At 53.6% G+C, this 16,021-nt stretch carries 12 protein-coding genes; 10 read left to right on the top strand and 2 right to left on the bottom strand.

What is annotated here, in order from left to right:
* Nucleotides 1-2: 2 nt before the first annotated feature.
* The 8 genes from PBOR_RS08715 (at nt 3) to PBOR_RS08750 (ending at nt 9,870) form a co-directional block, all read left to right on the top strand.
* Nucleotides 3-905, top strand: coding sequence for an ABC transporter permease (locus tag PBOR_RS08715; protein WP_042219130.1), 903 nt, complete (start codon nt 3-5; stop codon nt 903-905).
* Nucleotides 906-941: 36 nt separating this feature from the next.
* Nucleotides 942-1,814 (top strand): carbohydrate ABC transporter permease, encoded by an 873-nt coding sequence (locus PBOR_RS08720; protein WP_042211329.1) that lies wholly within the window; start codon nt 942-944, stop codon nt 1,812-1,814.
* A 25-nt stretch (nt 1,815-1,839) separates the two neighbouring features.
* Nucleotides 1,840-3,546, top strand: coding sequence for a DUF8769 domain-containing protein (locus PBOR_RS08725; RefSeq protein WP_042211330.1), 1,707 nt, complete (start codon nt 1,840-1,842; stop codon nt 3,544-3,546).
* Nucleotides 3,547-3,614: 68 nt separating this feature from the next.
* Nucleotides 3,615-4,628, top strand: coding sequence for an ROK family protein (locus PBOR_RS08730; protein ID WP_052429390.1), 1,014 nt, complete (start codon nt 3,615-3,617; stop codon nt 4,626-4,628).
* Between the two features lie 14 nt (nt 4,629-4,642).
* A complete protein-coding gene (locus tag PBOR_RS08735) occupies nt 4,643-5,821 on the top strand; it encodes an MFS transporter (RefSeq protein ID WP_042211331.1) in 1,179 nt (392 codons plus the stop codon).
* Between the two features lie 63 nt (nt 5,822-5,884).
* Nucleotides 5,885-8,122: a helix-turn-helix domain-containing protein gene (locus PBOR_RS08740; protein WP_042211332.1), complete on the top strand. Its 2,238-nt coding sequence runs from the start codon at nt 5,885-5,887 to the stop codon at nt 8,120-8,122.
* Nucleotides 8,123-8,688: 566 nt separating this feature from the next.
* Nucleotides 8,689-9,141 (top strand): VOC family protein, encoded by a 453-nt coding sequence (locus PBOR_RS08745; protein ID WP_042211333.1) that lies wholly within the window; start codon nt 8,689-8,691, stop codon nt 9,139-9,141.
* A gap of 30 nt (nt 9,142-9,171) precedes the next feature.
* Nucleotides 9,172-9,870, top strand: coding sequence for an SDR family oxidoreductase (locus PBOR_RS08750; RefSeq protein WP_042211334.1), 699 nt, complete (start codon nt 9,172-9,174; stop codon nt 9,868-9,870).
* 74 nt (nt 9,871-9,944) lie between these two features.
* Here PBOR_RS08750 and PBOR_RS08755 read toward each other — a convergent pair whose 3' ends face one another.
* Nucleotides 9,945-10,364: a LytR/AlgR family response regulator transcription factor gene (locus PBOR_RS08755; RefSeq protein ID WP_042211335.1), complete on the bottom strand. Its 420-nt coding sequence runs from the start codon at nt 10,362-10,364 to the stop codon at nt 9,945-9,947.
* Nucleotides 10,365-10,378: 14 nt separating this feature from the next.
* Nucleotides 10,379-11,590, bottom strand: a complete 1,212-nt coding sequence (locus PBOR_RS08760; RefSeq protein WP_042211337.1) for a sugar efflux transporter — start codon at nt 11,588-11,590, stop codon at nt 10,379-10,381.
* Between the two features lie 136 nt (nt 11,591-11,726).
* Here PBOR_RS08760 and PBOR_RS08765 point away from each other — a divergent pair, with 136 nt between their 5' ends.
* A complete protein-coding gene (locus PBOR_RS08765; protein WP_052429391.1) occupies nt 11,727-12,638 on the top strand; it encodes a helix-turn-helix domain-containing protein in 912 nt (303 codons plus the stop codon).
* 180 nt (nt 12,639-12,818) lie between these two features.
* On the top strand, nt 12,819-15,641 hold the full coding sequence (locus tag PBOR_RS08770; RefSeq protein WP_042211339.1) for a glycoside hydrolase family 3 protein: 2,823 nt from the start codon (nt 12,819-12,821) through the stop codon (nt 15,639-15,641).
* Nucleotides 15,642-16,021: the final 380 nt, after the last annotated feature.

Raw genomic sequence — 16,021 nt, forward strand, 5'->3', positions numbered from 1 at the left:
CAGTGAAGAACACGACTTACTTACGCAGAAACTGGCAGTTGTATGCTTTGCTTATGCTGCCGGTCATTTACTTCCTGATTTTTAAATACGGGCCGATGTACGGGGTACAGATTGCGTTCAAAGAGTTTAACTTCTTTGAAGGTATCGCCGGCAGTGAATGGGTCGGGCTGGATATTTTCCGCGAAGTCTTTCAGAACAATGATTTTTTCAAAGCGCTGCGCAACACGCTGCTGCTCAATCTGCTGGATCTGATTATTTCTTTTCCCGCACCGCTGATCCTGGCGGTTATGCTCTATGAACTGCGGATCATCTGGTTCAAGAAATTCGCCCAGACCATTCTGTATGTTCCCCATTTCATTTCGTGGGTCATTATCGGCGGCATCGTGCTGCAGGTATTCGGCACAGAGTCAGGCTTCATTAACAACCTGCTGACCGGTATGGGGCTGGACGCTATTCCGTTTCTCTCGAATAAGCATTACTGGCTGATCACGTATTTGCTGGTCGGGGTGTGGCAAAGCGCAGGCTGGGGAACGATCCTGTACCTGGCAGCATTAACCGGCATCAACAAAGAGCTGTTCGAGGCTGCAGAGGTGGATGGCGCCGGACGCTTCAAAAAAATCTTCCATATTTCTCTGCCGGGCATCAAAACAACGATTGCTACCCTGCTCATTATCAACCTGGGCAATATGATCTCCATTGGCTTTGACCGGCCGTTTATCGTCGGCAATGTAGCCGTCCGCGATTACTCCGAGGTGCTCAGTACCTTCGTATACCGTGTAGGCATTGAATCCGGACAAATCTCTCTGGCGACTGCAGTCGGGTTGTTCCAGGCGCTGGTAGGCCTGATCTTCCTGCTCGGTGCGAACTATGCATCCAAGAAGCTGGCGGATGAGAGCATACTCTAGCCAGTCCAAAGCAAATAGAGACGAGGGGGAACAACTATGAGCGAACGCGCATCTAACCGGATATTTGATATCCTTAATGTCCTGATCATTATTGTCGTAATTCTTGTGTGTCTGCTGCCCTTTGTTCATATTATTGCGATCTCGCTCAGTTCCAGCCGTCCGATCATGTCGGGCCTGGTGACTTTTTTTCCGCGGGAATTCACTTTTGAGGCCTACACCAAGGTCTTCTCCGATATGTCGATGATCCGATCACTGGGCTTCACGATTATGCTGACTATTCTGGCTACCGTGCTGTCGATGGCCATGACAATAGCCGTTGCATACTCCTTGTCCAAGAAGGAGCTGCGCGGACGAAAATGGTTCATGCTGATTATCGTCGTTACGATGTTCTTCAGCGGAGGCATTATTCCGGATTATATCCTGATCCGGAACCTCCACCTGCTGGATACCGTCTGGGCGCTGGTGCTGCCCGGTTTAATCAGCCCTTTCTATATGATTATCCTCATTTCCTTCTTCAACAGTATTCCGAAGAGCCTGGAAGAGGCAGCGGAGATTGACGGGACGACGCATCTGGGCACCTTGTTCCGCGTTATACTTCCGTTGTCACTGCCGTCACTGGCCACATTAAGCTTATTCTATGCCGTAGGCCGCTGGAACGGATTCCAGGATGCGCTGATGTATATCAACCGTCCGGATCTCTATCCGCTGCAGCTGAAGCTGTATCAGATGATCCAGAACAATCAGGTCAGCGAGATGATGCAGCAGGAGGGTCTGGGTATGGCACAGCTGATGCCGGAGAGCTTGAAGGCGGCAAGCGTAGTCTTCTCCACGGTGCCGATTCTGATTGTATATCCATTCCTGCAGCGTTATTTCATCAGCGGCATGATGGCAGGTGCAGTCAAAGGCTGACGAAGACGAAAAGGAGGAGAATACTGTGACACAAGCGATGATCGGCAGGCTTACGGAAAGACAGCGCCATCTGGTAGACCAGGCGATGGCGCTGATGGATTCGTTCTATGACGCAGAGATGGAGCTGCTGATTGATGAGGAGCGCAGTGACCGGCATAATACGCGCAGCAGTGCGCACTATGCGCTGGGACTGCTGATCCGCGGCGGAGAAGGCGACCTGGATCGGGCAGAGGGGCTGCTGAACAAGGTCATGGACCTGCAGTTTGACTGCCCGGATGAGATTTATCACGGCACCTTCCGCGTGTCGCCCCAGGCAGCGCTGCCACCGGCCGGGAACTACAACTGGAAGGAATTTGCGCCGGGGTTTGCGTACTTTCTGAGTGAAACTACTGACAAAATCGGCAAGCGGCTCGGCACCGCACTTTCCCGGGAAATAAGTCATGTTCTGCCGGAATTTGATGAGCTGGCGATTAGGGGATATCTGCAGTCCGCAGTGGATGCGGTACTGCCCCCGGTATGGAAAAGCTATGATCCGAACTGGCGTGAGTTCATCGCCAGCACCTTCGCGGTGATTCTGGAGGAGTTCGGTGAGGGTCTGCCCGCAGAACTTATCCGGCGGATGGACGAGGCCATGAAGAGGGCGGTCTCGGCTTCCATCGACCGCCGTTTATCCGATGCCGTGCCGATGAATTCTAATATTGAGCTGATGCATATCTTTATTGTCCATTATTACGGGCACCGGTTCGCGCAGGCGGAGTGGGTCCGGCATGCGGACCGTGAAGCGGAAGCATTCCTCGCGGCATATGCCGAATTCGGCTCGATTGCCGAGTTCAATACAACGACCTATTACGGCGTTGATCTTACAGTGCTGGGGTTATGGAGAACCTATGGATGTTCTGCCGCTTTCAGGGAAATAGGGCGGACGCTGGAGCGGGGCATGTGGAATAACATTGCCTTATTCTATAATCCGGTACTGGAGAATCTGTCGGGACCGTTCTCCCGGGCTTATGAGATGGAGATGACCGGACACAGCTCCATCGGTGTGTTCCTCTATCTGGCGCTGGGGGCGGGTTATGAGCATCTGGCTGCACCGAACTGCGAAACGACCCATGATCCGCTGATCGCGCTGGCTGGTGTCAGCATCCCGGCTGAAATACTGCAGCAGTTCGTGAGCTTTGGCGGGAGCCGCAGAGTGGAGAAGCAGTTCCGTGAGCTGTGTGAACGGGACAAGCCGGGAGGGAATCGCAATCTGTGTACTGCTGCGGCCTGGATTGAAGAGAGCCGGATGATCGGCGCGATGTCGGGAAGCCGCAATACGAACGGCCAGATGCATCCGGCGACCATTCACTGGAAGGATGCCGGCGGCGCCCGCTATTATCTGCGCCTCATCCGCAGGGAACAGGGCAAGAGCTGGAACAGCCATCTGCGGGGCATGATCTTCGAGGCTGCGGTTGACAAAGATCTGCTGACGGCCACGGTCCGCCTGGACACAGAGGTTCCAATTGAAGTGTTGTTTGAAATTACCGGGCCGGGGCTGGATGCCTGCCGGATAACGCCGGAGCGCTGGGCATTGCCGGGTCTGGAGTGCAGTGTAGACGCGGCTGCGCCGGAGCCGTCGATCGTATGGGATGAGCAGGGTGAAAAGCTGGAGATTATTTATCTGCACCGTCCCGAAGACGGCGTGCAGGAGATGTCTTTTACGCTGCGTTTAGACCCGGCTTCTGAAAATTGATAAGGCCTGTGATGATAGACCTCAAGCAAGCGGTGGGGTCTATCTTTGTCTACAATGGGAGACTGAATATGAAAGGGTGGCATACAGCGATGACAGAGGCGGGAGTAACCCGGGTTTACGCCGGTATTGATGTCGGCGGCACGAAGACGATGTTCTGCGTCACCGGCGGCAGCGGAGAAATTCTGCTGCTGGAGCGGAGAGATACGGCGGCACATGAAGCCCCCGGACCCTTTATGGCTTGGCTGTTTGGTGAATTAGCGCAGCTGCTGGCAGGGATTCAACTGGAGGTATCACAGCTCGCGGGCATCGGCATCGGCTTCCCGGGTGTAATAGGCGACACGGAGGGCTGCTTGACTCAGGCTCCGTCGCTGCCCTGGCCGGCGGAGGATATCCGCCCGCTGATCCGCCGTTATTATGCAGGGCGGATCTATCTGGACAATGATGTGAATCTGGCCTTGCTGGGTGAATGCTGGAAGGGCGCTGCGGAGGGGAAGGAGCATGTGCTGATGATCACGGTCGGCACAGGCATCGGCAGTGCGATGCTGCTGAACGGACGGCTCTATAAGGGGGCGGACTTTGCGGCAGGTGAGGCCGGGTACATGATCGTTGATGCCGCTCAGGACCGATATCGCCTGCCGGCTTCCCGGGCAGGGTTTGGGCCGCTCGAAGCGGTAGCGTCTGGCAGCGGCATCACGGCGCGGGCACGGGCGTGGTTCGCCGAGGCTGAACTGTTAGGCGGGACCTTTTCGCGGATTCTGGAGCTGGCCGGGGGCGGCGTGGCGAAGATCGATGCCCGTCATGTTCTTCAGGCAGCAGAGGAGGGAGACCGCGCTGCCCTCAGTCTTATGGACCGGCCGCTCGAGCATCTGGCGGCAGCGATAGCCAGCGCGGCCGTCCTGCTGAATCCGCAGCTGGTCGTGCTGGGCGGCGGGGTTGCTGCATCCGGCGGCTATTATATGAAGGAAATCCGGGAACGGGCCGGCAAATATTTACCTTTTCCGGTCAATATCGAACCGGCTAGGCTGGGTAACACCGCCGGGGCGGTTGGAGCAGCTGCGGCCGCTGCGGCAATCCTGTGGTAAAGGAAGAATGCACCATGAACAATACGGCGATAATACCCTTGGAAGCCAGAACCGAGCTGCTGAAGCTCCGCTTGTTATACTTGCTCTCGGGTCTTGCAGGCGGACTCTTTAATCCCTATCTAACGACCCTGTTTGTACATCAGGGCATCGGAGCCAATGTTGTGGGGGTGCTCATGTCGATCGGCACGCTGCTGTCCATCGTAGTTCAGCCGGTATGGGGCCTGATGGTTGACAGGTACCGCCAGACGAAGCTGGTGCTGTTGCTGAGTATTTCTGTACCGGCTGTTTTGTCTTGCTTATACGGCTTCAAGTACACTGCGATAATTATAATGGTCTATATACTCTCCATTGTCTTTCAGGCTACCCAAAGTCCTGTGGCTGACTCCTATGCTGTTACTGCGGCCCGCAAAGGACGCACCTCCTACGGAACGATCCGCAGTCTTGGCAGCCTGGGGACGGCGATTGGCGGTTATGCCGGAGGATTCTATCTTTCACATTTTGAAATTACTCAGCTCTGGATGCCGTTTCTGTTCCTGAGCCTGGGCGGGGCGGCAACAGTACTAACACTGTCACGCAGTACGGAGCGGACAGCAGCGGCCATTTCACTGTCGCAGGGAATGAAGGAGCTGCTGGGGAACCGGCTGTTTGTCCTGTTTTTGGTTGCCTGCTTTTTCGTAAACCAGACGCTTACGGCTTATAATTCCTTCTTCGTCCTGGCCTTTCAGGAAGCCGGGGGCAGCTACTCCCTGGTCGGAACAGCGCTGCTGCTCGCTTCATTAACTAATATCCCTTCGATGCTGCTGGCCGCCAGAATCCTGAAGCGGATCGGACATGAGCGGACGCTGCTGCTGGCTGCCTTCTTTTATGCGCTGCGCTGGGGTATCCAATGGCTGTTCCCTGTGCCGGCAGTTATGGTGGGGATTCAGGTGCTGCACGGACTGTCCTTCGGGCTCTTCTATGTGGCTGCGGTTGAATATGTGGCAGAGGCTTCCGGCAAAAGAATGCAGGCGACCGGACAAAGCTTGTTCAATATGGTTTTTTCCGGTCTTGGCGGGATTGTAGGGAACCTGCTGAACGGTTATTTGTTCTATTCCGGCGGTGCACAGATGATGTATCTGGCCTGCACGGTTAGTGCACTTATCGGCGCCGGCATGCTATATTGGATAAACCGAATGGCCAAGGCACCTGTGTGAGCTTTTCTTTCATCCCGCAGGCGGAAAGTTTCGGATTCCATTTCAAGAAGGGCGGGAGTACATATGAAGCGAAACTGGTCGAGCAGAATGATGTTCTCCTATTTCCCTATCTTTTTGCTGACCGTGTCGATCCTGATTTTCCTGTCGTTCCTGATTGTGGGCGAGCTTTCACGCAGTGAAACGAACAAAGCCAACCGCATCTCTACCGGCTACGTAGTAGATTCCCTGCAGAATGCTCTGAGTGATGTGGAATTATCCGTGCTCCAGGAGATGGAGACCAATCATGATTACGGCGATTTCCTGAACGGGCTGAGCGATGATGGTGACCGGACCCGGCTCTATAATACTGTAAAAGATATGAGTGCTGTCCTCTACCGCAATCAGCTGATTGACTCGATCTATATATACCGTAAGTGGGATGATAAGGTGCTGACACTCAGCGGGCTGGTGGACAGGGATGTGTTCGCAGACCGGGAATATCTGAACCAGGCGCTTGCGGGGAATAATGAGCGGAACTGGAGTGATGTGCGTACGCTGCGAATATTCAGCTCTGACCAGCCGGTGCGGGTGATCAGTATGCCGAAGAAGCTGCCGCTTCCCTTCGGGGCCGAGGGGATGATCGTCGTCAACTTAAGCATGTACCGGGTGGAACAGATGATTGACAGCATGACGAACAGCCAGGTGTCCTTCATGCGTGTGGTCGATAGTCAGGGACAACTGATTTATACCGCCCACCGGGAAAATAATATACAGGAAGGCAGTGTGCTCACCCGCATCTATTCGGATAACACAGGCTGGACTTTTGAGAGCGGCATCCGTGCGGGCGAGCTATTCGCCTGGATGTCAGTTGTGTCTTATCTTTGGATTATTATCGGCATCCTGACCGTTGTGCTGGGCACGCTCTATATTCTATATATCACCCGCAAGAACTACCGGCCGATCCAGGCGATGATGAACCGGATTCAGGCGCTGCAGTTCCGCGAGGAGAGCCTGGACAGCAAATCTCGCAGCGAGCTGGTGCTGATCGACCAGGCACTGGAGACGCTGATTAACCAGACGGTAAGCTATCAGGAGCAGTATGATGAGAACCTGCTGGTGCAGCGCCGTCAGCTGTTCCTGGATCTGATGGAGGGGGAACGGGGCGATTCCCCGGATGAGAAGCTGGAGCGGTTCAAGCCGTTCACGGAAGAGGCTGAAGCCTACGCGTTTATTGCAGCCGAAATGAATCAGTATGACGAATTCCGCCGCAAATATCCGGCCAAGGAGCAGAATATGCTCAAGCTGACGCTGATGAATCTGTTTCAGGAGCTGGCGGCGGAAGAAGGCCTGCAGGGCTGGGCCGAGTGGGTGAGCGGCAACCGGATTGGACTCATCATCGGCAGCGGTGCCGGTCTGAAGGATGACAAAATCACTCTGCGTAAACTCGCGGAACGTTATCTCCGCTGGGTCAGTGACAACCTGGGGTTGTCGCTGGCGATTGGAGTAGGCCCGGTTGTTAGCGGTCTGGAGGCCATATCGGAGTCCTGCCAGGCAGCGGAGACGGCACTGCAGCATAAGCTGTCGCTCGGCAAAGATATGGTGGTGCTGAGCGACAGCCTGCCGGACCGTTCCACACTGCATTCCTACAAATACCTGCAGATGCTGAGCGAGATTGTCCGTGAATTCCGGATCGCCGATGAGAATTGGCGGAAGCGGGTGGACGAGCTGTTCGTCTGGTTCAGCGGTGATCAGATCAGGGATGAAGAGATTCATATGCTGCTGCACATGCTGATTCAGATGCTTGACCGGGAGCTGGGGCAGCTGTCGGACAGCCTGCGGCGGATTTTTGCCGGGCCGAGTCTACAGGGCTATTACAGTGAGATCGAGGCGCAGACCACGCTGGAGCAGGTGCACACAGTAATGCTGAAGTGGCTGGCGGAAATTTACCGGATCTATGTCTCCGTCAATGAATCGAAAAGCTACCGGGCGATGATCAGCGAGATGAAGGTATATATAGAAGAGAATTTCGATAATCCCGATCTTTCCCTTAAGCATCTAAGCGACCGGTTCCAAATTTCGGGCAAATATGCCAGCCATCTGTTCAAAGAGGAATTCAATATGAAATTCGTCGATTTCCTGACCCAGCTGCGGATGCAGCGCGCGGAATATCTGCTTGCGACAACCAGCGATAATCTTCAGGACATCGCCCTGAAGCTGGGCTATACCAGTTCGATTACGTTCGGCCGGGTCTTCAAAAGGGTCGTCGGGGTTACACCGGGTGACTACCGCAAGCACCGGATGAAACCGGGAGCGGAGGATTAGGACAACGGATGAGGGTGTCCGGTGCATAACACTTAAGACTATAACCAGCCAGCCAAGTGCCAATCCATAGGGAATGGGAGAAGTCGTGTGCCGGCATCTAATTAGCTTATAATGAGGGCCTCTCAAGTTAACGACTGGAGAATTGTTGTATATATTGCAACTCTAGTCCGCAGATGCCGGAGTATTTGAGCAGATTGTTGTACGAAATACAAGAATTGTTCCAATAATCGGCTTGGATGGCGAGAATTGCTGCATTTCGTACAACAATTCCTGCTTACGGCTGATTTGACGGGCAGAATGTTGTATTCTGTGCAGGAATTGCGGCATCAGCTCATTATTTTAGTCAGCAGTCACCTTATCTTAAGCACATTAGGAGGGGGGATATCGGGGAAAGTGAGTTGAATCGGGGATTCTTGCGGCAATAGCCTATGGAAAGCCCAAGTATTCGCTGCTCTGAAGAGTAAAGTCTGTTGTCATTTAACGGGAGACTTCTCTGTGACGGCCTTGACAGCCCTTTCACCGTTTGGGTATGGTAGTCTGGTCAGAATAGAAGGAGGTTCAGCTGAATGTCAGGATTGCTAGGGAATCATTTCATTACGCAGATTGGAATTCTGGTGAACGATATCGAGAAGGTGAGCGCGGCGTATGCGGACTTCTTTGGCATCGAGAAACCGGAGATTGGCATTACAGATACGGCCGATATTGCTCAGACTAACTATAATGGTGAGGCGACGGAGGCTCGGGCGAAGCTGGCTTTTTTCGATATGGGCTCCCTGCAGCTGGAGCTGATTGAACCGGATCATCAGCCGAGCACATGGCGCGATTATCTCAATGAGCACGGGGAAGGGCTTCACCATATTGCTTTTGCAGTGGAGGGAATGAAGGATAAGATTATGCTGCTCGAAGGCAAAGGCTTCCCGCTTCAGCAGAAGGGGGAGTACACCGGAGGACGTTATGCTTATATGGATACGTTCAAAGAGTTGAAGGTGATCCTGGAGCTGCTGGAGAACGATAAATAATTAAGAGTGCCATAGAGGAGGGATTATCGTATGAATATACTGATTACAGGAGCCGGACGCGGACTGGGGATGGATCTGGTTGCTATCGCGCTGGAACGCGGGCATTCAGTTATTGCCGGTGTGCGTGATTTGAGCCGAGGGCAAGACGCATTGTCCGGGCTTAGCGCAGATTATGGAGACAAGCTGACGGTGGCTGCGCTCGATGTTACGGACGAAGCGGGGATCGCCGCGCTTGCTGCCAGTCTGAAGGAAGAGGGGCGGACGCTGGGCTCCATTGTTAATAATGCTGCCGTGCTGAATGCCTCGGATACCCCGCTTGAAGAGCTGGATATTGCCGAGATGCAGCTTGCACTCGACATTAACCTGTATGGACCGATGCGGGTGGTCAAACACCTCCTGCCGCTGCTTACAGAGCCGGATGCGTCGATCATCAACATCTCGTCCGAGGCGGGCAGCATTACAAATGCATACCCCGGCAGCTATCCGTACACGATCTCCAAGACCGCACTTAATATGTTCACGCAAAAGCTGCATGTTACCCTGAAGGAGCGCGGAGTACATGTGCTCAGCGTACATCCCGGCTGGATGCCCACTGATATGGGCGGCGCGAAAGCGCCAACGAGCCCGCGGACCAGTGCCGAAGGTATTATCAGCCTGATTGAGCAGCGCACTGCGCCGGAGGGGCACTTCATGTTCGTGGACTATACGGGTAAAGACATGGAGATTTAATCATATATATATTGAAAAGAGATCAGCGGATCGTTCATCGCCGGTCTCTTTTTGCGTGCTGCCGTAATTTCAGGTCATATCATCTGGTCTGAGCGTTCAAGCCCGGCTTGTTCCAGATATGCATTGCCGTAGCCGCTGCTGGTGCCTGCTGATCCAAACAGCACTTCTTCCAGCTCCCCAAGTCCAATGGGCTTCAGGAGAGAATCAATGCCGCCCTGGCAGAAGGCCTTCAGGACAAATTCATGGCTGCTGGTGACAATGATTCTGCCGTTTGTATGCTGATCATACAACTGGTCAAGCGGCATATCTTCGCTCTGCAGCAGCAGCTTGGCATCTGTAATAATGAGTTCAGGTCTATGCTTCTGGATAAGCCGCAGGGCAGAAGGGTCACAGCCGGATTCCAGAATATTCACCGCCTCGGGGATAAGCTGCTCTAGCATTTGCTTCAGGCGATCACGCACATGAGGGTTATCGTCAATGAGTAGTATTTTCATAGGAATGCCTCCTGTCAGGATGCCATCTGATGGGTAATCTTCTCTTCCGGGGAACGCTGCGGCCATAGCAGCAGTCCCAGTGAACATACAATAAGAATCAGGCACAGCCAATAAGAATGCCGGTAGCCGACCCACTGGGCGGCTGCTCCGCCTGCCAGGCTCCCGGTCAGTCTGCCGATCGTGGTAGCATTGGTATACAGCGTCGATGCGTAGCCCGGGAGATCCGGCAGCAGGTCCTGGATATAGCTGATACCAATTGCGGAAATTACAGCTACGAAGAAAGCCAGCAGCACCTGTCCGGCAATGAGCTGCCATAGCTCTCCTGCTCCAAGCACGAACAGGTAATAGACTGCGCCGGTCGCGATTCCCCAGCCCATCAGCAGCTTGTTGGAATATTTGGCGGATAACAAACCAAGCATGAACATGAACGGAATTTCCAGCAGTGCGCAAATACTCGCAACCGAAGCTACATTCTGTGTATTGCCACCAAGCGTATTGACGATGAATAATGAAATGTTCAGGTTATTGGCCCAGTGTCCGGCATAGAGCAGGGTCAGGACGAGAAAAGGCACCAGCACCCGTGGATTCCGGTGCAGCCGTACCGGCTTGTGTGCACTCTTGCTGATCTGCCTGGCGGCTCCGGATGAACGTACGAAACTATATACAAGCAGAGCATTAATTAAGAAGATTATAGTGGTAGACAGGAACACGCCCTGATATCCGAAATGGCCCAGCAGAACGGCTCCTGCCAGCGGACCGCTGATGAATCCGAGTGAGAACATAGATCTCAAGGTGGAATTGGCAAAGGCATGGTCAGCAGACGCGCTGGCATTCACAGCTTCTCTGCTACTAGCAAATAATTGCGGCATCGCGGGAGCGCCGACGGCTGTGAATACAGTCATATAGATCAGCAGCGGATAGAAGTCATGAATAAATATATATCCGGCAAAAGCGATGGCATTAAATGTCATGCAGATGACCATAAGCTTGCGGCGGTTCAGGCCGGCATCCGAGTGTTTGGCAATCAGCATACTTAGAGCGACACCGCTGATGAGCGTGACGGCAGTGAAGATTCCGAACGTTCCGGCGGATACGCCAAGCTCTTCTGTGAAGTAGACAGCCAGGAACGGGGCACTGATCGAAATGGCCATTCCCTGCAGCAGCATGCAGAGCATGAATATCGGATAGGTTGGAATGAGAAGCAGGGCATAGGTTCTTTTCAACATGGAGGCAGTGAAGTTCCTTTCTGCATAAGCTTGCAGACTTATCTTTGATTTGGTTATAGTATAGTTAATTATTTGGGAATATTGAATGTTTTATTTGATTATAAAAATATACTATTTGGCTGGGATGGTGACGATTGTGGACGTGAGACTGCATGCCTGCGCGTATTCTTTTCATACGCTGCCCTTCAAAACCTCCTTCACTCCGCCGCCGTTCTTCCTCTTCCGGCTGCAGGTGGTGGGCAGCTGCAAGGCGCTGGTCAACGGGAGAATGACAAGAATACAACCCGGGGATTTGCTCATCTACCAGCCCGGAGAGCCCTATCATCTGGTGGTGGAGGAGATGGACGGCAGGATTGAGAGCGGCGATTATTACCTGCTCTGTGAAGGCTCGTGGATTCAGCAGTGGTGGGAATCCCGGCCCCGTCTGCTGCATCAGCGGATCCATCTGGATGCAGGCATGCTGTCCCTATGGCAGCAGCTCAGCATGGAGCAGCACCGGATCGTCCAGGACAGCCCGGAGCTGATCCGCCATCTGCTCTGTGCGCTCTGCCTGTCGCTTGACCGCTTGTCGGTGGAGGCCGTTTCTGTCGAGGATGCGCCGAAGCGCTCCAATGAAATGGTGATGAGAATGCGCCGCTACATTAACGAGCATGCGCTCAGTCCGCTGCGGGTAGAGGATGTTGCGGATCATGCCGGGCTCAGCGTGTCGCGTGCGGTGCATCTTTTCAAGGAGCTGTCGGGGTATACCATTATTCAATACACGCAGGAAATCCGGCTGTCGAACGCTCTGGAGCGTATCCGTTATACCGACTTCAGTCTGGAGAATATTGCGAATGCCTGCGGCTTCGCGACTTATTCCTATTTCCACAAAGTATTCAAGGCCAGGTACGGCATCTCCCCCAAAGAGATCCGCAAGCGGCCGCTGGAGAACAAGCCGGAAGGGGATTATGTAATTACAAGCGGGGACCTTAAATTTACCGGATTGTCGGCCGATGCGCTGAAGTTTCATTATCCGCATGGAGATTCCCCGCAGCCCGGCAACTCCTGAATTCAGCTGATGATTCTCTAATTATGAACTGATTTTTATGTCAATTGTTCAGGTGTTGCTGTAAGCGCTAATCTTTTATGATGAGGAAGGATAGAACAACCGGGCTGTGCGGAGGAATGTGAACGCCTGGCTTTGGTTGAGATGAAACCGTTATCATATAGATTAAAGGAGCGATTATTCATGGAAACAGCTACATATCCGTTTCAGCAAATTGAAGTACAGCTGAATGAACGTGTTCAGGACCTGCTCTCCCGGCTGACGCTGGAGGAGAAGGTAAGTCTGATGCCGCAATATCAGGCGGCTATTGACCGTCTTGGTGTAGGCGGTTACAAGCATGGTACGGAAGGGGCGCACGGAATTTCGTGGCTGGGCAAAGCAACCTCATTCCCGCAGCCAAGCGGACTGGCCTGTACCTGGAACCCGGAGCTGCTGCAGCGGATCGGCTCAGCGATCGGCGATGAGGCGAGAGCGTTCTACCGGAAGAATCCAACCGTTAACGGCCTGACCCTATGGGCACCGACCGTGGACATGGAGCGGGACCCGCGCTGGGGCAGAACAGAGGAAGCCTACGGGGAAGATCCTGAGCTGACGGGCCAGCTGAGCACCGCGCTGGTCAAAGGCATCCAGGGCGATCATCCGGTGTATTTGAAAGCGGTAGCAACCCTTAAGCATTTCCTCGGCAATAACAATGAGATCGACCGCGGTGTGGCTTCATCCAGCATTGATCCGCGGAACATGCGTGAATATTATCTGGAAGCCTTCAAGCCGGCCTTCAAGGAGGGCGGAGCACAATCCATGATGACCGCCTACAACTCCGTGAATGGCGTGCCGGTTATCCTGCACCCGGCCGTGATGGAGATTGTTAAGGGCGAATGGGAAATGGACGGGTTCATTGTAAGCGATGCCGGAGATCTCTTCGGGATTGTGAAGGACCATAAGTATTACGATTCATTCGCCCAGTCGATGGCTGAGTCGATCAAGAACGGGATTGACAGTGTAACCGAAGAAACGGAGGAGACCATTAAAGTCATCCATGAGGCGCTTCGTGAAGGCCTGCTGACCGAGGAAGATCTGGACCGCGCGCTGGCGAACACCTTCCGCATCCGCTTCCGTCTGGGTGAATTCGATCCGGAGGAAGGTAATCCTTATGCGGCAATTGATGATTCCGTCATTCTCAGTAAAGCGCATAGCGACTTGTCTCTTGAAGCGGCCAAGGAATCTATTGTCCTGCTGAAGAATGACAACGCAGCCCTCCCGCTGAGTGCATCTGCACTGTCCAAGGTAGCCATCATCGGCCCGCTGGGGGACGAAGCCTTCAGAGACTGGTATTCGGGCACACTGCCTTATGCGGTGACACCTTTGCAGGGAGTGACCAAGAAGCTGGCAGGCAAGCAGGTTTCCTTCGAGAGCGGCGATGACCGGATCGTCTTAACCTCAGCGGCCAGCGGCCGGACGGTGGGCATCACAGGTGAAGACGGACGATTGGCGGCGCTGCATGACAAGCCGGAGCGCGGCGAATTGTTCCGCCATACGGCTTGGGGCTGGACCGCTAATACGCTGGAGGCTACAAGCTTGGGGCAATATGTCACCCTGACGGATGCCGGCACACTGACAGCTTCAGCTGATGAAATCTACGGCTGGTATGTGAAGGAATCGCTGAATCTGGTGCCGGAAGCGGGAGATTCGGTATCGCTGCGCACCTGGAATAATAAGCCGCTCTTTATTAGTGGTGAGGACGGAACCATTCGCGCTGCTGAAGAAGAAACGTCTGCCGCAGCTGAGCTATTCCATAAGAAAGTTGTAGTGAACGGCGTGGAAGCTGCGGTAGAAGCGGCCAAAGCTGCCGAGGTTGCGGTCGTATTCGTCGGCAACCATCCGCTGCTGAACGGCAAGGAAGAGATCGACCGGCCGGATATTGTACTGCCTGAAGGGCAGGAGAATCTGGTTAAGGCCGTCTATGCTGCTAATCCGAATACGGTGGTTGTAATCGTCGGCAGCTACCCGATCTCCTCCACCTGGATCGATGAACATATCCCGGCGGTGCTGTACACCTCCCACAGCGGGCAAGAGCTCGGCAATGCGGTGGCAGATGTCCTGTTCGGCGATTACAGCCCGTCCGGCAGACTGAATATGACCTGGTACCGCTCCGTGGATCAGCTTCCTGAATTCATGGACTACGACATCATCAAAGGTAAAAGAACCTACTTGTACTTTGACGGGGAGCCCTTGTATCCGTTCGGCCATGGTCTGAGCTATGCACAGGTGGCTTACAACAAGCTGTCGCTGGCAGCAGAAGAAGTGCAGGAGGACGGCACGATCAGCCTGACTGTAGAGATCGAGAACAACGGAAATGTAGACGGCGCTGAAGTGGTTCAGGTGTATGTGCAGTCCTTGTCGACCCGGATCAGACGTCCGCTTAAGCAGCTGAAGGGTTTTGACAAAATCCATCTGGCCGCAGGACAATCGCAGACCGTAGCCTTCACTCTGCCGGTGTCTGATCTCGCTTTCTGGGATGTAAGCCGTGAGCAATATTGTGTGGAAGACGGAGAATATAACATTCTTGTGGGCCGTTCCTCTGGCGACATCAAGCTGTCCGCCAAGATTAGAGTACATGGTGACACTGTACCGGCGCGTGACCTGTACACAGCCGTCAAAGCCGAGAACTACGATGATTATGAAGCGGTATTCCTGGATGAGTGCAAAGCGGGCGGAGCTTCGGTACATCCGGTGAAGGATGGGGCCTGGATTGCTTTCAATAATGTACAGTTCGCCAAAGGTGCAGCTGGTGTCGAAGCGCTGGTGTCCTCCGTGAAGGGCGGCAGCATTGAAGTCAGAACCGGCAGTCCGTCAGGCAAGCTGGCGGCAACGGTGGAAATCCCGGCAGGCGAGGCCCAGAAATGGCATAGCCAGTCCGCGATTGCGGGGGTAGATGCCGGAACTGCTGATGTGTATCTGGTATTCACAGGGGATGTACTGCTCAGCCGCTTTCAATTTACTTTGTAGTAGGTAGCGGTTAGCAGATTATTACAGCTTAAGCTCACTATTATATGTGATGTCCAAAAAGCTTCTGAATTGCCTTCGTGCAATTCGGGGGCTTTTTAATTTGATAGTGATTCCTTCCTTAGGGTACTCCCGTTCATGGGATAACTGTAATTTGTACAACTAAAATAGGCTATTTTTGTGCAGGTGGAGGTTTAATTGCACTCTGTACACTTATTTAACTCTCCTATGCCATAAAAGGACACTTTTCCCTTTTTTAATTGTACAGAATACAATTATTCCTGCTCATCCGGTTTTACGCCGTTTTTAGTTGTACGAAATACAACTATCCGCTATGCGCCCCGTACTGCCAGCTCAAGTACACCTTGCTGCCTAAGGGACTG

The sequence above is a fragment of the Paenibacillus borealis genome (assembly GCF_000758665.1).
Taxonomy (GTDB): domain Bacteria; phylum Bacillota; class Bacilli; order Paenibacillales; family Paenibacillaceae; genus Paenibacillus_AQ; species Paenibacillus_AQ borealis.

Coding starts and splice junctions, on each gene's coding strand:
- PBOR_RS08735 (WP_042211331.1), top strand. CDS start 4,643: ATGAACAATACGGCGATAATACCCTTGGAAGCCAGAACCGAGCTGCTG.
- PBOR_RS08740 (WP_042211332.1), top strand. CDS start 5,885: ATGAAGCGAAACTGGTCGAGCAGAATGATGTTCTCCTATTTCCCTATC.
- PBOR_RS08770 (WP_042211339.1), top strand. CDS start 12,819: ATGGAAACAGCTACATATCCGTTTCAGCAAATTGAAGTACAGCTGAAT.
- PBOR_RS08745 (WP_042211333.1), top strand. CDS start 8,689: ATGTCAGGATTGCTAGGGAATCATTTCATTACGCAGATTGGAATTCTG.
- PBOR_RS08755 (WP_042211335.1), bottom strand. CDS start 10,364: ATGAAAATACTACTCATTGACGATAACCCTCATGTGCGTGATCGCCTG.
- PBOR_RS08750 (WP_042211334.1), top strand. CDS start 9,172: ATGAATATACTGATTACAGGAGCCGGACGCGGACTGGGGATGGATCTG.
- PBOR_RS08760 (WP_042211337.1), bottom strand. CDS start 11,590: ATGTTGAAAAGAACCTATGCCCTGCTTCTCATTCCAACCTATCCGATA.
- PBOR_RS08730 (WP_052429390.1), top strand. CDS start 3,615: ATGAAAGGGTGGCATACAGCGATGACAGAGGCGGGAGTAACCCGGGTT.
- PBOR_RS08720 (WP_042211329.1), top strand. CDS start 942: ATGAGCGAACGCGCATCTAACCGGATATTTGATATCCTTAATGTCCTG.